At 43.2% G+C, this 20,394-nt stretch carries 17 protein-coding genes; 2 read left to right on the top strand and 15 right to left on the bottom strand.

The features are described from left to right. Positions 1 to 18: 18 nt before the first annotated feature. From croR to YK48G_RS04260, 4 genes are all read right to left on the bottom strand, one after another. Entirely contained in the window at positions 19 to 708 is a 690-nt protein-coding gene (croR, locus tag YK48G_RS04245) for a response regulator transcription factor CroR (protein ID WP_203629479.1), read from the bottom strand. A 341-nt stretch (positions 709 to 1,049) separates the two neighbouring features. Beyond that, on the bottom strand, positions 1,050 to 3,941 hold the full coding sequence (locus YK48G_RS04250; RefSeq protein WP_203629480.1) for a Cna B-type domain-containing protein: 2,892 nt from the start codon (positions 3,939 to 3,941) through the stop codon (positions 1,050 to 1,052). A 450-nt stretch (positions 3,942 to 4,391) separates the two neighbouring features. Next, complete coding sequence (locus tag YK48G_RS04255; RefSeq protein ID WP_203629481.1) at positions 4,392 to 5,822, bottom strand: nicotinate phosphoribosyltransferase; 1,431 nt, start codon at positions 5,820 to 5,822, stop codon at positions 4,392 to 4,394. Between the two features lie 116 nt (positions 5,823 to 5,938). After that, complete coding sequence (locus tag YK48G_RS04260; protein ID WP_203629482.1) at positions 5,939 to 6,712, bottom strand: NrtR DNA-binding winged helix domain-containing protein; 774 nt, start codon at positions 6,710 to 6,712, stop codon at positions 5,939 to 5,941. A gap of 769 nt (positions 6,713 to 7,481) precedes the next feature. Here YK48G_RS04260 and YK48G_RS04265 point away from each other — a divergent pair. After that, positions 7,482 to 8,096 carry a matrixin family metalloprotease gene (locus tag YK48G_RS04265; protein WP_203629483.1) on the top strand — a complete coding sequence of 205 codons (615 nt, stop codon included), beginning with the start codon at positions 7,482 to 7,484 and terminating at the stop codon, positions 8,094 to 8,096. 28 nt (positions 8,097 to 8,124) lie between these two features. Here the strand turns inward: YK48G_RS04265 and YK48G_RS04270 are convergent, their stop codons facing one another. Next, complete coding sequence (locus tag YK48G_RS04270) at positions 8,125 to 8,880, bottom strand: matrixin family metalloprotease (RefSeq protein WP_232365279.1); 756 nt, start codon at positions 8,878 to 8,880, stop codon at positions 8,125 to 8,127. 221 nt (positions 8,881 to 9,101) lie between these two features. On the opposite strand from YK48G_RS04270, the gene YK48G_RS04275 reads away from it, so the two are divergent. Continuing rightward, the gene (locus tag YK48G_RS04275) at positions 9,102 to 9,485 is read left to right on the top strand and encodes a hypothetical protein (RefSeq protein ID WP_203629484.1); all 384 of its coding nucleotides are present in this window, start codon (positions 9,102 to 9,104) and stop codon (positions 9,483 to 9,485) included. Between the two features lie 208 nt (positions 9,486 to 9,693). Here YK48G_RS04275 and guaB read toward each other — a convergent pair whose 3' ends face one another. From guaB to YK48G_RS04325, 10 genes are all read right to left on the bottom strand, one after another. Continuing rightward, positions 9,694 to 10,845 carry an IMP dehydrogenase gene (gene guaB, locus YK48G_RS04280; protein WP_203629485.1) on the bottom strand — a complete coding sequence of 384 codons (1,152 nt, stop codon included), beginning with the start codon at positions 10,843 to 10,845 and terminating at the stop codon, positions 9,694 to 9,696. A gap of 338 nt (positions 10,846 to 11,183) precedes the next feature. Further along, positions 11,184 to 11,927 carry a DUF1129 family protein gene (locus YK48G_RS04285; protein ID WP_203629486.1) on the bottom strand — a complete coding sequence of 248 codons (744 nt, stop codon included), beginning with the start codon at positions 11,925 to 11,927 and terminating at the stop codon, positions 11,184 to 11,186. Positions 11,928 to 12,283: 356 nt separating this feature from the next. After that, positions 12,284 to 13,384, bottom strand: coding sequence for a redox-regulated ATPase YchF (gene ychF, locus YK48G_RS04290; RefSeq protein ID WP_203629487.1), 1,101 nt, complete (start codon positions 13,382 to 13,384; stop codon positions 12,284 to 12,286). A gap of 23 nt (positions 13,385 to 13,407) precedes the next feature. Next, entirely contained in the window at positions 13,408 to 13,593 is a 186-nt protein-coding gene (locus YK48G_RS04295; RefSeq protein ID WP_203629509.1) for a DUF951 domain-containing protein, read from the bottom strand. Positions 13,594 to 14,031: 438 nt separating this feature from the next. Next, entirely contained in the window at positions 14,032 to 14,916 is an 885-nt protein-coding gene (locus YK48G_RS04300; protein ID WP_203629488.1) for a ParB/RepB/Spo0J family partition protein, read from the bottom strand. Then, positions 14,909 to 15,673: a ParA family protein gene (locus YK48G_RS04305; RefSeq protein ID WP_203629489.1), complete on the bottom strand. Its 765-nt coding sequence runs from the start codon at positions 15,671 to 15,673 to the stop codon at positions 14,909 to 14,911. The genes YK48G_RS04300 and YK48G_RS04305 overlap by 8 nt, the downstream gene beginning before the upstream one ends. A gap of 16 nt (positions 15,674 to 15,689) precedes the next feature. Further along, positions 15,690 to 16,418, bottom strand: a complete 729-nt coding sequence (rsmG, locus tag YK48G_RS04310) for a 16S rRNA (guanine(527)-N(7))-methyltransferase RsmG (RefSeq protein ID WP_203629490.1) — start codon at positions 16,416 to 16,418, stop codon at positions 15,690 to 15,692. Positions 16,419 to 16,702: 284 nt separating this feature from the next. Beyond that, a complete protein-coding gene (gene rihC, locus YK48G_RS04315; RefSeq protein ID WP_203629491.1) occupies positions 16,703 to 17,617 on the bottom strand; it encodes a ribonucleoside hydrolase RihC in 915 nt (304 codons plus the stop codon). A gap of 146 nt (positions 17,618 to 17,763) precedes the next feature. Next, a complete protein-coding gene (locus tag YK48G_RS04320; RefSeq protein ID WP_203629492.1) occupies positions 17,764 to 19,077 on the bottom strand; it encodes an NCS2 family permease in 1,314 nt (437 codons plus the stop codon). 30 nt (positions 19,078 to 19,107) lie between these two features. Continuing rightward, positions 19,108 to 20,385, bottom strand: a complete 1,278-nt coding sequence (locus YK48G_RS04325) for a NupC/NupG family nucleoside CNT transporter (protein ID WP_203629493.1) — start codon at positions 20,383 to 20,385, stop codon at positions 19,108 to 19,110. Positions 20,386 to 20,394: the final 9 nt, after the last annotated feature.

Genomic DNA, 20,394 nt, shown 5'->3' on the forward strand with positions numbered 1-20,394 from the left:
GACTCCCTCTTTTTGTGATTAGTGTGATTCAATCTTGTAGCCGACACCCCAAACGGTTTGAATGACCTTCTCGCCGTTAGTTGCTTCTTCGATCTTGTCGCGCAAATGGCTAACGTGGACCATGACTGTTTTAGCGGAAACAATGCTTTCTTGACGCCAAACCCGTTCAAAAATTTCGTCAGCCGAAAAAACACGATTAGGATGACTGGCCAATAGGTAAAGAATCCCAAATTCTAAAGCGGTTAATTGGATTAAAGTGCCTGTAATGGTCTTAACTTCATGCGAGTCCTTATTAATGGTTAATGGTCCAATATCTAACACATCCGGCGTGTCATTAGTCACATGTTCTTCAGTTCGCCGCAGCAACGACTTAACCCGCGCCATGACTTCCAGTGGATTAAACGGCTTGGTCACATAGTCATCCGCACCACTGATAAGCCCTTGAATTTTATCCATGTCTTCAGTTTTCGCCGACAAAATAATGATTGGAATCTGAGAATCTTTACGAACTTCTTTAATGACTTCAATCCCGCTCATCCCGGGCATCATAATATCTAAAATCATCAAGCCAATATCGGATTCAGTCCGCAGCCGCGTCAAGGCTTCTTTGCCACTATACGCAGAAACTGGTTCATACCCTTCATTTCGAATGTAAATTTCAAGCAGTTGAGCAATTTCTTTATCATCATCGACAACTAAAATTTTCATTATGACTATACCTCATCTATTAAAGTTCCTTAATTACTAAGTACGATTCTAAAGTGTCAGGTTCACTATAAATTTTACACTTTTTGAATTAAACGACAACTTATTGGTCAATTATACTGTGCCCTGGGATGTTTAACCAATGCTAATAATGTTAACAGAGAAAGCTTAAAGATTACTTAAGGAAGCAAGGCCTTTACCAATAACTAACTCTCAATCATTGACATTTCAGTCAAAAAAAATACCAACGCTGGAGGTAGCAAAATGCCTTCCAACCTTGGTATCTTTTATCAAGTGCCAGTTACTAGCTTATTAACTTTAAACGCTATTAATCAATCAAAACACTAATCATCTCGGCGTTTCTTAAACACTAACATTCCGCTCAATGCAATAAGCAAAATCATCAAGCCCATCAACGAAACTAATGAAGAATTTTGATCACCCGTTTGTGGTAACTTTTCAGGAGCTGTTGAATTCTTCTTAGGTGTTGCTGCCAGCGTCACGGTCTTTCCGGCCTTGATTGTCGAATTAACAGGGCGGTTTGGCTTACTTGGCACCGTTGGTTGATCTGGTTGGCTAGGCTTACTTGGCTGGCTAGGTTGCCTTGACTTGTTAGGGACTTGTGGTTTCCCTGGCACGCTTGGTTGGCCTGGTACAACCGGGGTGTTTGGCGTTGTTGGCGTATCGGGTTCATTGGGCGTATCGGGCGTATTCGGCTCGGTTGGTGTGTTCGGTGTTACTGGCGTATCTGGCGTCGTAGGTGTTGTCGGTTTGATCGTATTGATAAAGGTAATCTGATAGACACCATCACTCACTTTAGTCAGCGCTTGACTAACGGTTGAGTTAAACCCGGCAACCGGAACTTCAGCAACATCATAGTCAACATTGGTTGGCAAATCGGCAAATTCGCCAGTCCAATGATTGTCTTTGGTTAAATCAATTGAGCGCACAACAATTGTTGAAGTCGTTCCATCAGCATTCGTCACGTCATGAGTTAAGTTAATGGTTACTTTGCCCGGTAATTCAGCATCAGGATTACCGTTAAGATCCCACTGCTTATTAACTTTGATAACTTTGGTTCCTGGTTCACCGAAAATGACAGTCCCGTTAGACCCAATGCCCCCGCCGCGAGGAGCAGAATTGCCACTAATAATGACGGTTGCTAAAGCCGCGGCCAGTGCTTGAGCTGAAGAAACACTCTTCAAGTCAAACGCACCAGTTTGATTAGTTATTGTGACTGGGGTCGTTTCCTGCTGCCCGTCACGATCATGATACCAGGCAACGTCTCCGCCACCGAGTATTTCATTGGCAAGGGTCACGGAACCATAGCCAGCTTTAACTTCACTGGCAAAATCATTTCCCTTATTCACAGCACTATTACCATAGATAGCCGTGCCATCAGTTACATTAATCGTCGCATTGCCAGTTGGGCAAAACCAAACGCCGCCACCAATGCCTGGATTAAGTAACGTGCCATCGGTCCACGAGATGACAGAGCCAGCTGTTGCTGAATTATTTGTGATAAGACTATTACCAAGTTTTAACGTATAGTGAGCAATGCTGACATAAATTCCACCACCATACATTGCGGCGCTATTATTGGTAATTTTAGCTTTCTTAATTGTAACGGCATTTGAGTTAACGTAAATGCCGCCACCAGGTCCGGCAGCCTTATTGCCATCAATGAGACCATCATTAATCACTAATTTGGCTGCATTGTTTTGATCATAAACATTCGCATCCTGATAATCTTGCTCGGTATACCCAGTTGACACCGCAATACCACCACCTGGAGCAGCCGCGTTTGTTGAAAGACCGACATAACCAGTAGAATTATTAGTAATGGCGCCACCATTCATAACGAATGAACCATTACCATTAATATAAACGCCACCAGCTTCGTTCCAAGAAATATTACCATCAATTTTTCCAGAATTCATAACAAAGGTAGAAAGCTTGTTCTGGGGGTCTGTATCTGCATCATTCCGATCACCAACGATGATTCCGCCGGCTTGCGGGCCTTGGTTATTGCTGACAGTACCGCCATTTAAGATCAAATGACTACCATCATGAACACCAATCCCTCCAGCAGCAAGTGATGCATTCCACGAAATTGTGTTCCCAGTTACAGAACTACCTTCATTCATCGTTAAAGTGGCCCCATCGTTGACAGAAATACCACCAGCATCATCAATATTTGACCCTTGATCAGTCGAGATATTATTGTTGATGACGCGAGCATCCTTATCCATCGTTAAACTGGCATTGGCACCATTAACGGTCACGGTCGCAACGTTGTGGGGCATCCAAGGTTTAAAGGAAAAGCCCATAATATCGGTACCGGTCATTTCAGTTGTTCCCGAAATTTGAAGTGGCACATCCGATTTTCTTTGAAAATCGTCACCAGGCGCAATGGTAATTCCCTGAGCCTGATCACCATGGAAGTTCAACGTCGCCCCTTTATCGACAATAATGGCACCATTGAGCTTTAAGGTCACCTTTTGGCCAGCATCATTGGTAAAAGTGATGTTTTGGCCTTGAACAATTTCTATCTGCTTAGTTGCAAATGACCCGCCAAGGATAATTGTTTGAGCCGTCCCGTCTTTGGGTGCTTTACTAATCGCATCAGCTAATTGTTGTTCGGTTGTCACCGTCATTGAATCGGCAGCTTGAACAGCTGCAGTTGCTTGAACGTCTTGTTTGGAATCTTCAGCTTGAGCGGTTAACCTTGCCGATGAAGGCGTTGAAACAACCATGTTACGATCCTTCAGATTGTCAGAAGCTGATTTAGCAGTGACTTGTGGCTGATTCTTTTCGGTAGAAGTTGGTTGATCAGGATTAACTGACGAATCCTGAGTATGGGTCGAATTGACAGTATCTTGATTTGAACTTGTCTGATCATCAACACTTGAAGAAGTTGGATCCGCTACGTTATCAGTATTAACATCGGCTCCAGTTCCCTCAGGCGCTTGAGTTGAGTTAACTGAATCTGTTTGCCCGGCATCCACCACTGATGGATCCGGCGATGACGTTATGTCCGTTGTGCTTTGGGTTACGTTGGTTGCAGTCGTTGTCCCCCCAGTATCCGTTTGAACCGATACTGGAACAGCTTCTGCAGTGCCGCTTACATCAGCTGACACTCGAATCGGCCCAGACAAGAATATCAGAGCCACTAATGTCAATATGCTAACCACGACAAAACAAGCACCCCGTTTGAGCCTGCAATCAATATTCATATTCATGATCTCCTTATCGTACATTTCTGTACGTGGCGCATTTTTATTGATACGCTCTAAAAAAGTTAATCATTACCCCATTCAGAATATCAATTTGCTGCTGGTGCTCGAATTTTGCCAAATAAAAACAGTAGAGTGACAAATTTTAATAACCAACTAACAAGTTGGCAATTAATTTGTTCATGCAAGCTCATAGCGATTTCCCTCTTTATCGCAAATTGCTGGTGCAAGCAAAAATATCGAAACTTCAAATGAATTAAAAGAACAACACTGAAGCATATAGGAACCACATTATTATTTTCTTGAACTCGATTGCGTAATTAATATAACATTCTTTTTCAAATGAAAACACACCTTCTTAAAATTATTATTCAATCGCCAAAAAAGACTAGTTGAAAGATCAAAAGCCGACCTAACAACTAGTCACAAAATTTAAGTAAACGCTATAAATTACTTCCCCTGTTTTTCTAATAACTTTTCTTGCATTTGATCCAAACGATGGGTCACGTAAACTGGAAATTCGTCGGGATTAGTCAGTCGTTCGGTTGCTGAAGGCAATTCACTAAGCATTTGCTTACCATGCTTTTGAATAGTGAAAACATCCGGCAAATCAGCTTTTAGTTTTTTGCCATCTAGAACCGGTTCCTGCAATGCAACCGCATCAAAGTCTCTAATCAATTGATCTCGTTTGGTTGCAAGCGGATTGGCTTTAACAACGTCCAGTGGATCAGACAGTTTCTCATCCTTTAAAGCAATTACATCGGCAAATGCTTTCTTAGTTCCCTTATGGTACAGACGATAAACTTGCTTTAACCCGGGCAACGTCAGCTTTTCTCGACTCGCGCTCACTTTAATCTTAGGAATTAAGTTACCCTGCCCATCAGAAACCGCAGCCAATTTATAAACACCACTCAAAACCGGCGAAGAAGCACTGGTAATCAAATTTTCACCGATCCCAAAGTTGTCTAGTGGTGCCCCTTCGTTAAGCAGTGACATCACCACGTGTTCATCCAAAGCATTTGACGCGGTAATTTTAACATCGGAAAAGCCAGCGTCATCTAACATTTGACGGGCCCCACGTGCTAATTGGGTAATGTCACCAGAGTCAATTCGAATCCCAACTGGTTGATGGCCACTAGCTTTCAATTGCTTAAATACCTTGATTGCGTTTGGAACGCCTGATTTCAAAACGTCATAGGTGTCGACCAGCAAAGCCGCATTATCTGGATAAACTTCTGCCCATTTTTCAAAGGCTGTTAATTCGTCTGGGAAAGCCTCAACCCAAGCATGAGCCATTGTTCCGGCAGAAGGGATGCCAAATTCCTTGGCCGCTAGCACATTGGATGTACTGGTACAGCCGCCAATCACCGCTGCTCGGGCGCCGTAAGTTGCGCTGCTTGGTCCCTGAGCTCTTCTAGCGCCAAACTCCATCACTGGTCGATTGCCAGCGGCATAAGTAATCCGGCGAGCCTTGGTGGCAATCAATGACTGGTGATTCAAAAGATTGAGAACCAGTGTCTCAAACAACTGAGTTTGGAGTAAGGGTCCCCGAATTGTCAGCAATGGTTCCCTTGGAAAAACCGGCGTCCCTTCTGGAATCGCCGCGACCTGGCAGTTAAATTGAAACTTACTCAAGTAATCCAAAAAATTCTCTTTAAACAACTTTAGCGAGCGCAAGTAATCAATATCGCTTTGATCAAACCGAAAGTTTTGCAACGCTTGAACTACTTGCTGGAGGCCGGCGCAAATGACAAAGCTGCCCTTATCAGGCACTTTACGAAAGAAGACGTCAAAGACGCCCTCTTCATTTTCCAAGGCTTGCCGATACCCATTAGCCATTGAAAATTCATATAAATCAGTTAACATCGATAAATTATCCATAGGTCAATCCTTCTTTATGTGATCTCAACAAATTAAAAGTAAATTTAACTTTTATTTAGATAAAATAAAAGTACCCACTAACTTTTATTATACGTTAACGCGCTTTTGCTTGAATTTCAACCCCCAACGTAAGCCAGTTTGTAGAGTCGAGCTGGACGTCCCGGACGCCTAGCCGCCGTTGTTCCAATATCTGTAAATAATTTTCGATGGCTTTTTTTGAAGTTTGAATTATCAATTTCATTAATGGGGGTCTTTAAAAAGGGTGAATAAACCAATCGGGCATCTTTTAACGTAAACTGGGTTCCCAATACTAACAAGATATTTGGCTGATAATCCAGCTTATTTTTAATTCGATCGCACGCAACTTTCAAAATCCACTCATGATCAAACGCTAAATGTGTTTTGCTGTGTGTCTGGTTTTGAGCGAATTGATCGTAATATTGATTTTCAGTTAAACTAGCGGCAGTCTTAAATACCAAGTCGCCATTTGAAAAAACATACTGATGGTCCGTGTACCCCATCGCAAACCAGCGAGCATCAGAGGCCCCATAGCCTGCTTCTAGCTGAGGCTTATCCGGCAAAAAAGTCATATATGCCAATGACAATGCCCGCGAATCCGGTGTCCGCAAAATATTGGTAAAGGTGGCCAACTGCTCCGTATGACTATTTGACAGCGCCAAGCCAATCTTTTCCTTGACCAGACGGAGTGCTGCATCATCGGCACTTTCTTGGTAACGCATAAAGGTTTCCGGTAATGCCCAAAAGTGATTATATGGTGTCTGATCCCGCTTAACCAGCAGTATATTAACCTGATTAGTTGTACGATCAAAGCTCCAAATAATGTTTGTAATATTAATATAAGGCCGCTCAAGAATATTCGAGTACGCCAAATCAATCCCTCCAGTAATAAAGTGAGCGGAGCAAAGCGGTTAGAAACTGGAGCATAAGTCTCCTCTAATGGGAATCCCCGGTTCTGGGATTTTCGTTAGAGGTGCTTATGCGGAAGTTTCTGCTTTGCGCAGCTGTCCTAATAAGTGAGCGGAGCCAGGCGTTTAGAAAGCGGAATATAAGTCTCCTCTAACAGAAATCCCCGGGTCTGGGATTTTTGTTAGAGGTGCTTATATGGAGCTTTCTGCCTGGCGCAGCTGTCCTAACAAAGTGAGCGGAGCAAAGCACTTAGAAAGCGGAGCCTAAGTTAACTTGGCCGGAAATCCCGGGCCTGGATTTTTGGACAAGTTGACTTAGGTGCAGCTTTCTGCTTTGCGCAGCTGTCCTAAAAAGTGAGCGGAGCAAAGCGGTTAGAAAGCGGAGCCTAAGTTAACTTGGCCGGAAATCCCGGGCCTGGATTTTTGGACAAGTCAGCTTAGCTACAGCTTTCTGCTTTGCGCACCCTAAATGGGCTACATACTAAATATAGCCTACTTCCCCCAAAGAAAAAACCATCAACCGCACATCTTAGTTTTTATTAAGTAAATCATCGTTAATTCAAGCCTGTAATAATTGCTAAACCCGGTGACCTAATTGATTGTTTATCAAACTTTGACAGATTATAATGATTTTAGTATGAGGATGTTGTTAGCGTTTTAATAATGATTATTCTCGTTTCTCAATTGTTATCAATACCTACCTGCCGTGTTTTCCTATAAGGAAGTGATTCCCATGCTTAAAAAATGGTTTAAACCCTTTGATACAATTCTGCTAATCGCTATTATTTTAATTTTGGGAGTGGGCACCTTCACCGTCTCCGCCACGCCTGCTCCGATTACCCCTCACGGAACAGCCAGATTTCAATCGGCAACTGCCACTATCAACACTTCAAGCAACTCAGTTCGCTACCAGAAGATTTGGAATCAAGCTATCAAGGCATGGAATCGCACGGGCGTATTTGAATTTGTCCCGACTTCAGATGATAGTGCCCAGGTAATTACGAGTACCAATTCAGCCCTCGGTGTTAATTACACCGGCATGACCTATATCACGACTGGTAGTGACGGCTATATCAGCCATACCCAAAGTGAATTAAATCCGCAAGCCTTAGCCGCTTATCACTATTCAACTTCAGAAATTGTCAACGTTGCCGAACATGAACTTGGCCATTCCATTGGGCTACTGCACAATCCCAACCGGGCCAGTGTGATGTTTGCCGCTAATCGTTACTACAGCATCCAAAGCGTTGACACTCAAAGTGTTCAGCAACTATACGCAACCCAACCGGATCGGATTGGTAACGTCCGTCGAAAGATCATTTTTAAGGATCCAATCCACGTTAAATAACTAGCTCAACCTAACAAAATACTCACGGCTAACCGTCATAAACGTAAGCAAGTCGGCTCAGGGTTGTGAAGTTTTTAATTAGTTCTTCGACCAACGTATGCGGTATTTGATAAACGAAGGGCGTGTGGTGGCAAACCGAAAACGACAGCGGATCAAATTTATCAAAGGAAACGTTCTTTTTACCGTCAGTAACTGGATCTCGAAAAGTGGCACTTCGATCAGGAATTCGAATGCTATCGGCTTGGGAACTATAAAATTGGTTAACGCCAGCAATATCAACGGCTTGGATACCGTAATAACGATTGGCCGCATACATGACACTGGCTCGATTCGGGTTATGATTGAGGCCAATTGAATGCCCTAACTCATGTTCGGCAACGTTAACCATTTCAAACTTGGAATACCGGTAAACTTTAAATGCCTGGGGGTTAATCTCCGCGTCAACATGGTCTAAGTAACCTTGCTGGTTAATGGTAATAAAAGTCATGCCCGTGTAGTTTACCCCCAGTTTGGTATCCGCTTGAGCAGAAATATCTGCAGCCGTCGTAGTGATTATAAAATTAAATGCGCCAGTACGGTTCCATGCTTGAATTGCCTGCGTCCAAATTCGCCGATTTACCGCAGAATTTTGGGTAATATTGATTGTTGCTGTATTGGTTTCAAATCTCGCCGTTCCGTGGGGCGTAACGGGTACAGCTGCCAATGCTTGAATAGCCGGAAAAAACACCCCCAAGAAAAATGATAGTAAAAATATAACCATCACGGTTGATTGTTTTTTCTGCATAACGCGCCCCTTTTCCCATGCCGGTTCGAACCCATCTAGGCCCATTATATAACAATTTATATAACGCTGTGTTTATATTTCAAGGAAATTCTAAGTCAGCAATGTAAATCGGGTATTCGGATAAGTTGCTTGGCAAAAAAGAAAAAGTGGTTAGATCTAAGGCTTCACTTACAGAGATGTTATACTCTTAATAGAAAATTGATTATTAGGAGATGTTGCAAATGACAACTAAACCGCTCGATTATTTAAAATTAATAGTCGTTCCGACTATCACGTTTGTAATTTTAGGCACCAACCTAACGATTATCGGGTTAGCCTCAAATTCCAAAAAGAGCAGTTCAGTCGTCAACACAGTCAAAACGGTTCGTCTACAACCAGCAGAGGTCTTTGTTCGCGACAACGCCAGTATTTTTAAAGATCTCCATCTCACAAAAGTCATCTATCGGGTGAGGCCCGATGATAATTATCTAGCGGTCATCACCACCAAACAAGCGGTCATCAAAAAGCCCGGCCTACGAACTGCCACTTACAATTACGTCATCGACAAGCAGGACAAAGCCATCCGTGGTTGGGTGAAGGTGACCCAAATCGCATTGAACTGCTAACTTTTATAAACTGGTTACTAAAATATGGTAACCTAATTATGCGTGATTGAAAATTTCACTAATAGTTAAATAAACCGATGATCGCATTGTTTTTCAGCTGATTTAGTTATTTAACGAAGAAAACCAATCATCCCGACTTGGGGTGATTGGTTTTCTTCGTTAAACGCTTAAACGCTAGGAATAACTATTCCAGTGTCTGGACGCAGTATTAATCTTCTCTTTTATAGTTTGGTGCTTCCTTGGTAATGGTCACGTCGTGAGGATGAGATTCTCGCAAACCAGCGTTGGAAATTTCAACAAATTGAGCGTTGTCATTGAGATCCTTAACGGTTGCCGATCCGGTATAGCCCATTCCGGAACGCAGGCCACCAACCATTTGAAAGACAATCTCGTTAATGCTTCCTTTGTATTCAACTTCGCCTTCGATACCCTCAGGCACTAATTTGTTGGCTTCGCTTACGCCACCTTGGAAATAGCGGTCAGCAGAACCATGTTGTTGTTCCATCGCCGCGACACTACCCATTCCTCGATAAGTCTTGTACTTCTTACCATTTTCTTCATATACATCACCAGGAGCTTCTTGCGTTCCTGCCAACATACTGCCAAGCATGACGGCTGTACCGCCAGCTGCAAGTGCTTTAACGATGTCGCCAGAATACTTGATACCGCCATCGGCAATTATTGGCTTACCCCATTTTCTAGCAACCGAAGCGGCGTCATAAACAGCCGTAATCTGAGGAACGCCAACGCCGGCAACAACTCGTGTGGTACAAATTGAACCGGGACCAATGCCAACCTTCACAACGTCAACGCCGGCTTGGAATAAGGCCTCAGTTCCTTCGGCAGTGGCAACGTTGCCTGCAATCAACGTCGTGTCTGGATAATGATCCCGGATTTCGGCAATCTTTCTTAACACGCCAGCAGAATGGCCGTGGGCAGTATCGATAACAATTGCATCAGCACCAGCTTTAAGTAAGGCTGACGCACGATCAAAGGTATCAGTTGAAACGCCAACGGCAGCCGCCACTAGTAATGCATCATGATCATCCACAGCTGCTTTAGGCGTGTCGGCTGTCTTCTTAACGGCCTTTACCTTGGCAACCTCAGCTGCTTGCGCTTCAATACTGAGGTTCTTATGAACAACCCCCAAGCCACCGAGCTTTGCTAAGGCAATCGCCATCTTTGATTCGGTCACAGTGTCCATTCCGGCACTGATAAAAGGAACATTTAACTTCAAGTTGTCAGCCAACTGGACTGATAAATCCACATCATTTGGTAATACATCACTTGCTGCAGGAATTAACAGTACATCATCAAACGTATATCCCTTTTTACCGAACTTACTATCCCAACTAACCATCTATCTCGCTCCTTTATAATTTAAGTTGCTTAGTAACATACCATGACGTTTCATAATAAGCAATCATTGATGCAATAATCTCATGATGCTCTCATAATGAATCTCAATAACTAAGTAACAGCTTCTTAAAAGTTGTTATCGATTATACACGAACTTTCTAAATAGTTAAAGTCTTTTATTGGAATTAATTTATGGCTATTGTGATTATTTCGAATTCGAAATCATATAATGTTCGTGTTTTGAACGATTAAAATAAAAATCTGCTTTGGTAATCCTCCCAAAAGCAGATTGATATCCTATGTCACATTTCGACACTTAATGCTTCATATGTCAAACCATTAAAAAAGCCCACCGGTTATGCTAAAGTGACGTTTATACCACCATGAACCGCCAGCACTCAACAGTCCCAAGACAATATAAGCATAACTATTTAAAGCAGGGTTAATGACTGCAGGCAGCATTGCAGCGCCAGTAAAGACACCCATCCAGACGACTACAAAGACAATCATAATGGCAATGCGAATCCAGATTGAGTATTTGTGTTTCACCCCAGGCGTAAACATCATTGTAACAAGTGGAATGCCGACACCAGCAATGGCAGCGCTAATTAAAATGCCTGTAATCCCCATAACGGGTTGTGGATGCCCCTTAGATGGGAAAAAGCCAATGATTCCGTACATAAACGTAAAAATCATCAAAAACAATAACGCATTATACCCCGCATTAGGCCAATAATCGCGCTTGGGATCTGGCTTGCGCTTCGGCGGATTTAAGACTGCCTGAACCCGTTGTTCAACCGTTCCCCACATATTGCGGGCTGTTCTACCTGATTTTTGGCCTTCAAGCAGGTCTTGAACCATTTTGTTAACAATTTCCGTTTTTTGCGCCGTTGATAATTTACTGCTAGTATTGTTAAACGCTTGGGTAAACTTGTACATATACTCCGAATTTCGCTTCGTTAGCCCAATGTTATCAAATTGGGAATGGACCATTTTGGCAGACCGATCCCGATCTTGATGAACATGGGCGTTTTTTTCGCGCGCGCGTAAATTCTGTTTGGTCTCATCGTTATTACTACTCACTGATTTCGCTCCTTAAATGATTGACTGTCGTTGGAAAATGGGCAAGCCGCTTAGCAGAAACGTGCTCGGCTAGGCAGAAACTTCCGCATAAGCACCTCTAACAAAAATTCCAGAACCGGGAATTTCTGTCCTTCTAGGCGACTTGGCAGAAATGTGCTCCGCCAAGCAGCAATCTGCGCATAAGCACCTTTGCCAAAAATCCCAAGCCCGGGGATTTCTATTCTAGGCGACTTGGCAGAAACGTGCTCGGCTAGGCAGAAACTTCCGCATAAGCACCTCTAACAAAAATTCCAGAACCGGGAATTTCTGTTAGAGGAGACTTATGCTCCAGTTTCTAAGCGCCTAGCTCTCGCACTCTACACATTGAACCTAAACTCCACAATATCCCCATCCTGCATCACATAATCTTTTCCTTCAAGCCGCAGTTTACCCGCTTCCTTAACAGCTGCTGGGGTTTTTAGTTTATCCAAGTCCTCAAATGCCATCACTTCTGCTCGAATAAAGCCACGCTCAAAGTCTGAATGGATAATGCCGGCCGCTTGTGGTGCTTTAGTTCCCTTTTTGAACGTCCATGCTCGCGTTTCCTTGCCGCCAGCAGTGAAGAAGGTCTCTAGGCCTAACAATCGATAAGATGCGCGAATTAGCCGGTTTAAGCCGGGTTCTTCGACGCCTTCTGCTTCCAAGAATTCCTTCTTTTCAGCGTCATCCAATTCGGCAATTTCTTCTTCAGGCTCTGCAGCAACCGCGATTGCTTGGGCGCCTTCCTTATCAGCGAACGTTTTAATTTCTTTGAAGTACTTAGAATTCTCCGGGTCAGCCATATCATCTTCTGCAATATTGGCTACATATAAAACCGGCTTACTGGTTAGTAGAAATAGCCCTTTAACAATTTTTTGTTCGTCTTCATCAAAATCAATAGAGCGAACTGAACCGCCATCTTCTAAGACCGGTTTAATTTTTTCTAGAACCGCTAATTCAGCTTTGGCCTCTTTATCGGCTCCCTTAGCTGCTCGCTGGACCTTGCCTAATCGTTTATTAACGGCGTCCAAATCGGCAATGCCTAACTCCAAATTAATCGTTTCAATATCATCAATTGGGTCAACTTTGCCGGTAACCGTAGTGATGTTATCATCGTCAAACGCCCGCACAACGTGAACAATCGCGTCTACTTGACGAATATTTTCAAGGAACTTATTGCCAAGCCCCTCACCTTTACTGGCCCCTTTCACAATTCCGGCAATATCAGTAAATTCAAAGGTGGTTGGGACGACTTTTTTGGCTGGGATCAATGCTTGGATTCGATCCAGTCGTTTATCAGGTACTTCCACCATTCCAACGTTTGGGTCAATCGTCGCAAATGGATAGTTGGCCATTTCAGCACCAGCTTTGGTGATCGCATTAAAAAGGGTCGACTTACCAACGTTTGGTAGACCAACAATTCCTGCAGTTAGTGACATAACTTAACAACTCTTCTTTCAATTTATTTTTCAGCTTTTTCAAGAATCTTCTTTAACTTATGATCAAATTCCCGGCGCGGCATCATGACAATATGACCACAGCCGGTACATTGAATTTTAATATCAGCCCCGACCCGAATGATTTGCCAACGGTTGGTACCACATGGATGAGGTTTTTTCATTTCTACAATATCATTAAGATCATACATCATAATGACCGTCCTTTCTCTAGCGGAATGGTTAAATGAGGTGGCTGAATGCAAGAGCGTCCTCGGTTAAACAAGGGCTTTCAAATGAACATCAATAAAGATTCCAAGTCCGCTTTCTGTTCTAGATTACCCAGCAGAAACGTGCTCGGCTAGGCAGAAACTTCCGCATAAGCACCTCTAACAAAAATTCCAGAACCGGGAATTTCTGTCCTTCTAGGCGACTTGGCAGAAATGTGCTCCGCCAAGCAGCAATCTGCGCATAAGCACCTTTGCCAAAAATCCCAAGCCCGGGGATTTCTATTCTAGGCGACTTGGCAGAAACGTGCTCGGCTAGGCAGAAACTTCCGCATAAGCACCTCTAACAAAAATTCCAGAACCGGGAATTTCCGTTAGAGGAGACTTATGCTCCAGTTTCTAAGCGCCTAGCTCTCGCACTCTCTAATTGAGGTCCACCCCAAACATCTCCAACAAGCGATTTAAATCATCTGTTGACGTATATTGGATTTCGATTTTGCCCTTTCCCTTTTTACGGGAGGAATTCACAATTGAAACCTGCGTGCCAAACTTTTCTTGGAGTTGGCCTTCTGATTCTCTCACGAATGGCGACTTTCTTGGTGCTTTCTTCTTTTTGGTGCCCTTTTTGCCGTTAATCTTTGCGGCAGCCTGTTCAAGTTGGCGAACCGTCATCGATTCTGCAACTGACTTCTTTGCTAATTGAATCAAATCCTGCTTGTTATTAACGGACAATAAAGTCCGCGCCTGGCCCATTGATAACTGATTATCTTCTAATAATTCCTTCACCTCAGAAGGTAATCCTAAAATCCGCAAATAATTTGCGATATAGGGCCGGCTTTTGCCAAGGCGGGAAGCAACTTGGGCCTGCGTCAAATCAAGGCGGGTCATCAACATATTATAAGCTTCAGCCTCTTCTAGCGCCGTCAGATCTTCTCGCTGTAAATTTTCCATTACAGCGATTTCCATCATTTGTTCTTCGGTTGCATTACGCACGATTGCCGGAATTGTCGCCTGCTTGGCAATCTTTGATGCCCGCAGCCGCCGTTCACCAGTTAAGAGTTCATACGAAGCAACTTGTGGATCTGGTTGGCGAACAATAATCGGTTGAAAAACACCTGAATTCTTGATTGAAATTGCCAAATCCTGCAGTGCCTTTTGATCGAATCGGTGTCTTGGCTGGTAAGGATTAGGCTTAATCTCACTGACTTTAATATCAATGACGTCTTCCTTGCTTGTATCAACGTTATTATCTTGGAAAAGGGCTTCAATGCCCTTTCCCAGCCCCGTGGGTTTCTTTTTATTAGCCATGATTTGCCAGCACCTCTTTCGCCAACTTCATATATTTTTCAGCACCCTTTGACTTTGGATCGTAGTCCATGATTGGCAAACCATAACTAGGGGCCTCAGATAATCGAACATTTCTTGGAATAATGGTTTGGTAAACTTCATCTTTAAAGTATTTGCGAACTTCCGTGTTGACCTGTTCACCCAAATTCGTCCGGGCATCAAACATCGTCAACAAGACGCCTTCAATCTTCAAATCAGGGTTAAAATGCTTACGAACCAAGTCAATGGTGTTTAACAGCTGACTCAACCCCTCAAGCGCATAATACTCACTTTGCACCGGAATTAAAATCGAGTCGCTGGCCGTAAATGCATTGATGGTAATTAATCCAAGTGACGGTGGACAATCAATTAGGACAAAGTCATATTGGTTTTTAACAACATCCAACGCTGCTTTGAGCCGAGTTTCTCGAGCCATCTGCGGCGTTAATTCAATTTCTGCACCAGATAATTGAATCGTCGCTGGGACAATATCCAAACCAGCATGGGCTGTATGTATAATCGTTTCTTGCATCGGATCTTCATTTACTAATACATCATAAATATCTTTTTTGATATCTGCTTTAGAAATCCCAACGCCACTAGTCGCATTCCCCTGGGCATCAGCATCGACTAACAAAATCTTCTTGCCTAACGAGGCCATTCCTGCCCCTAGGTTAACGGCAGTAGTTGTCTTTCCAACCCCACCTTTTTGATTGGCAAGCGAAATCACGTCTGTCATTGTCCATCCCTCCTTTTTAATTAGTAATCGGTTCCCGGTTGGGGGTTCCTGGTTTTCTTGGATACTTTTTCGGCGTTGATTTAAGTTTATTCACCACAATGATGTGTCGCGGTTCATTAGAAATTGGCAATAAAAAGTCATTGTCACTAGCTACTTGACCACCCAAAACTTGAATAGCTGCCTTGGCATCGACCAGTTCATCTTCGGCTTTAGCAGCCTTCATTGCGATCAATTTGCCGCCAACTTTAGCCAGTGGCAAACATAGTTCACTTAACACAGCCATCCGGGCAACGGCTCGCGCAGTCACCACATCAAATTGTTCGCGAAACGGCGACTTTTTGCCACCAAATTCCTCTGCCCGCGCATGATGCATCAAAACGTCTTTAAGTCCAAGTGTCTTGACAAGTGCTTCTAGAAAATTAATCCGCTTATTTAATGAATCAACGATTGTGACCTTTAGTTGGGGAAAGACGATCTTTAATGGAATAGATGGAAATCCTGCTCCTGCGCCAACGTCGCAAATTGTCAACGATTCAGTTTGAATCTGTGAAACAAAAAAAGCAGGCGTAATCGAGTCATAGAAATGTTTTAAATAAACCGCTGATCTTTCCGTGATGGTTGTAAGGTTAACATGCTCATTAGCTTCTACCAACAGCTTAAAATAGGCATCGAACTGATCCATTTGCTGATCCGAGACTTCGATGCCTTGGTCTAAAAGTGCTTGTTTAAACTGGTCATTGTTCATAAATACTTTCTCCCGGTGTGTGAAACAATCTGTTTCACGTCTTAGTATACTTTACCTTAAAATAGCTTGCCTGACAAGGCTTTCGTCAACATTAATTCACTCTATACAAAGATCATTTTAACATGGCTTCCTCGGATCTGGATAATTGGTTCCTCAGTTCATTTTAAATACATGAACTTGACGCTATTAAAACGGTTAAGTAACGCAAAAACCATTGAGAAATTACAAACACGAGGTTGGCAACTAAAAGTCGTCTCAACCTCGTGTGATCAAGTTTTATTTAATTATTTGTTAATCTTGCTAACCTCTTCCAAGAACCACTCATTGAATGCTTGGGCATCAATGTCCACACAAACGTTGGCATTCGTTTTGCCATCATGATAAGCGCCACGGATGTCGCCAACCGTTTCTCCGATTGCCGGGCCGTCAGTGACGATATCAATCCACATCTTCTCAGTCTTAATGGCTTCTGGATGTAGCAGATAAAAGATGGTGTTCACGTCGTGCATCGCAATCCCTTGGTCGCTATTATCGCCATCGTGAATAATAATATCATGTAACATTTTACCAGTCTCGTTCATCGTTTCCAGCTTGGCAAGGGATTCAGGGGTCAATAACGCCTTCATCGTAATATCCAACCCAACCATCGTGATCGGAATACCAGCATGATACATAATTTTAGCTGCATCCGGGTCGGTAAAGACGTTGAATTCAGCTGCACTGGTCATATTCCCTTTGCCAAGTGAGCCGCCCATGGCAACGATTCGCTCAATGTGATCCTTAACCTCTGGATACTCACTGAACAACAATGCAATGTTCGTATAAGAACCAGTTGGTACCAACGTGATTTTTTCATCGCTGTTCATGATAGTTTCTCGCAAGGCTTCAACCGCACTGACATCCAGCGGCTTTGGCAAGTCTTCTGGGAACTCATAACCAGGCATGCCAGACTCGCCATGAATCCGGGCCGCATCTTCAAATTCTTTGATTAGCGGTTGTTTGGCACCAGCGGCAACTGGCACTTTTTTGTTGAAGAAACGGACAATCTTTTGAGCATTCTTAGTTGTTTTATCAACCGTCACATTACCAGCAACGCTCGTAATCAATTTCAGCTCAATTTGGGGGTCATTTAACGCCATAGTCAAAGCCGCCGCGTCATCAATCCCCGGATCCGTATCCATTACAATCTTAATTGTCATAATAAATGATTCCTCCTTAATCTTAAACGCTTACAAAAATCATGTGCATAAAAGGCGAACAATAACTGCTCACCTTCTATGCTCCGATGAAAGCCTGCTATCAATAATTCCGAAGTGCCACCAACGACCTTCCTTTGATAACAAGTCTATAATACCGCACTTAAAACCAGGTCACATAAAAATAATGCCCCTAAAACATATGTTGCAACGGTCAGTTCATTCTGCCGACCAGCCGCAATCTTGAGAATGGGATAGGCAACAAAGCCAAACGCCAAGCCTGTCGAAATACTGGTCGTAAACGGAATAATCACGACGATTAAAAATGCCGGGAACCAATCCGAGAAGTCAAACATATTAATTCGGCTTAGCTGATTCATCATGAGGGCTCCCGTGATAATAATCACCGGTGAAATCGCTGCTTGTGGGACAAAAGACAACAGGGGGATAAAAAACAGCGAAATGGCAAACATGATTCCAGCCACAATTGATGTTAATCCCGTTCGGCCGCCACTTTCAATGGCTGAGGCACTTTCGGCGGCGGCTACCGTTGGACTGGTACCAAGAATTCCAGATAGAAAAGTCGTCACTGAACTTGCTTGAAAGGCTTTCTTGAATTTCTTGGGATTTGGCATAATCCCTTCCAGCAGCCCCATTGATTCAAATACCAAAATCATCGTCATTGAAAAAACCGCCAAGATAAAGGGAATACTCAATCCATGACTAAAATCCCCTTTGGCCAAAATGTGGCTGTACTTAGAGATGTCGCCAATGCTGACCGAAGGCGATGCCTGATCCTTAATGCCAAATAAAATACCAGCGATGGACGTCACCAGGATTCCAATAAAGAACCCCCCGGTCACGTTGCGAATAAACAAAAATAACGTGAGCAACAATCCAAATATAGCCAGCAACGTTGCCGGCTTCGTCATATCACCCAAGGCCAAAATTGAATTTTTGCCTTGCTGGATTAATTGGGCCTTTTCAAGACCAATTTCTACCAGAAACAATCCAATTCCAGCAGTAATTCCTGCCTTAAGCGTTTCTGGGATTCCCTTTGCAAGAATTTCACTCAGCCTGGTGAACGCGATGAGCATATAAATCACACTGGAAACAATTGAAATGCCCAAGGCCTCCTGCCAAGAAAGCCCCATTGCCACGACAATCGTATAGGTGAAAAACGCATTAACTCCCATCCCCGGCGTTAAAATAACCGGCGCGTTCGCCCAAAATCCCATGATTAAACAGCCGATAAAGGATGAAATAATGGTTGCAAAAACGCTCAAATCAGCAGGGATCCCTGCGTCTTTTAAGATCATCGGGTTAACGATAATGATATATGAAATCGCAAAAAAGCCCGTCATCCCCGCAATGATTTCCCGCTTAATCAACGATTTATCTTTAATAGCCTCACGAAGCCGCAGCTTGTTGGCTACGGCTTCTGCTTGTTGCTTTTTATCCAAAAATAAAACCTAACTTTCTAATCCTAAATATTACCAAACAAACAATCCAACGATACCAGCTGACATGAGCGATACCAAGATTCCTGAAAGTAACATCGTCAAAACATTTTTACTGATCAAGTCATTTTTTTCCTTATCAACCAGCCCTTTGAAGGCGCCGATAATCATACCGGTTGTTGAGAAGTTCGCAAATGATGTAATGAAGACCGTCAATTGAGCTTGATAATGAGCTGGGAAGATACTGAGGTTATGGATCGTTCCTGCAATTTTTCCCATGACAACAAATTCGTTGGTAACTAACTTCATTCCCATAAATTGGGCAAATTGGAACGCATGGCTAACATCCAAGCCCATCAACCAAGCAAATGGGAACATGACAATTCCCAAGATATGTTCCAATGACAGCCATGGATTAAATAATGCCAAAATCTTGTCAATCAAAGCAGCTAACGCAACAAAGGCAATAACATTAGCGGCAATAATTAAAATCAATCGGCCAGCGCCAAGAATTGAATCACCTAAGAATGAGAAGTAAGGTTCCCGTTTGCCATTGGCTTGAACATCACCGGCTTCAACAGCTGCTTCACTCGTACCGCTGCCGCCCATCTTAGCAATGGTATCTTCTTCTGGTGTGACCTTAACCGGATTCAAAATGCTTGTAATAATCAGCGCATTCAACACATTAAGTGGAATGGCCGTCAACACATATTGACCAGGTACCATTTGGGTATAGGCCCCGATGATTGATGCCGTGACACATGACATTGACATCATTGCCAAAGTTAAATTACGCTTTGCAGACATTTGCTTTAGTTGAAGTGAGGAAACGGCCAATGCTTCGGTGTTCCCAAGAAACATCATTTCAACGGCAAAGAATGATTCGAACTTTGGGGCCCCGGTAATAAACGACAGCCCACGGCCAACCCATTTGATAATCCACGGTAAAACACCGATATAAGTCAGTGTATCAAACAATGGGACAATCATCAGGATTGGCAGTAAAGCAGAGGTGACAAAGTTCATTGTTTTAGCAGTCCCGCCAAATTGTGGTGTTACCCAGTTTGGTAACGCAAAATTGATTCCTTGATAAGCAACTTGCACCAACCAGTTGAACCCATCGGCCGCCGCCTTAACTGCATCTCTTCCCCATTCAAAGCTGGTCAAAATCCAAGCAAGAACAAGGTTAATCACTAAGACGATTGCGACTGAACGCCAGTTGACGCTTTTTTTTGCATTAGAAAATAGCAATGCAATTCCTAAGTACACGACAATACCAAGGATGTTAACCAGCAAATATGTTAATTGCATATTTCAAAA

This window comes from Lentilactobacillus fungorum (genome assembly GCF_016860605.1).
Lineage (GTDB): Bacteria > Bacillota > Bacilli > Lactobacillales > Lactobacillaceae > Lentilactobacillus > Lentilactobacillus fungorum.

Coding starts and splice junctions, on each gene's coding strand:
- ychF (WP_203629487.1), bottom strand. CDS start 13,384: ATGTCACTAACTGCAGGAATTGTTGGTCTACCAAACGTTGGTAAGTCG.
- rsmG (WP_203629490.1), bottom strand. CDS start 16,418: ATGAACAATGACCAGTTTAAACAAGCACTTTTAGACCAAGGCATCGAA.
- YK48G_RS04295 (WP_203629509.1), bottom strand. CDS start 13,593: ATGTATGATCTTAATGATATTGTAGAAATGAAAAAACCTCATCCATGT.
- YK48G_RS04300 (WP_203629488.1), bottom strand. CDS start 14,916: ATGGCTAATAAAAAGAAACCCACGGGGCTGGGAAAGGGCATTGAAGCC.
- YK48G_RS04305 (WP_203629489.1), bottom strand. CDS start 15,673: ATGACAGACGTGATTTCGCTTGCCAATCAAAAAGGTGGGGTTGGAAAG.
- YK48G_RS04275 (WP_203629484.1), top strand. CDS start 9,102: ATGACAACTAAACCGCTCGATTATTTAAAATTAATAGTCGTTCCGACT.
- YK48G_RS04250 (WP_203629480.1), bottom strand. CDS start 3,941: ATGAATATTGATTGCAGGCTCAAACGGGGTGCTTGTTTTGTCGTGGTT.
- YK48G_RS04270 (WP_232365279.1), bottom strand. CDS start 8,880: ATGCAGAAAAAACAATCAACCGTGATGGTTATATTTTTACTATCATTT.
- rihC (WP_203629491.1), bottom strand. CDS start 17,617: ATGACAATTAAGATTGTAATGGATACGGATCCGGGGATTGATGACGCG.
- YK48G_RS04265 (WP_203629483.1), top strand. CDS start 7,482: ATGCTTAAAAAATGGTTTAAACCCTTTGATACAATTCTGCTAATCGCT.
- guaB (WP_203629485.1), bottom strand. CDS start 10,845: ATGGTTAGTTGGGATAGTAAGTTCGGTAAAAAGGGATATACGTTTGAT.
- YK48G_RS04325 (WP_203629493.1), bottom strand. CDS start 20,385: ATGCAATTAACATATTTGCTGGTTAACATCCTTGGTATTGTCGTGTAC.
- YK48G_RS04255 (WP_203629481.1), bottom strand. CDS start 5,822: ATGGATAATTTATCGATGTTAACTGATTTATATGAATTTTCAATGGCT.
- croR (WP_203629479.1), bottom strand. CDS start 708: ATGAAAATTTTAGTTGTCGATGATGATAAAGAAATTGCTCAACTGCTT.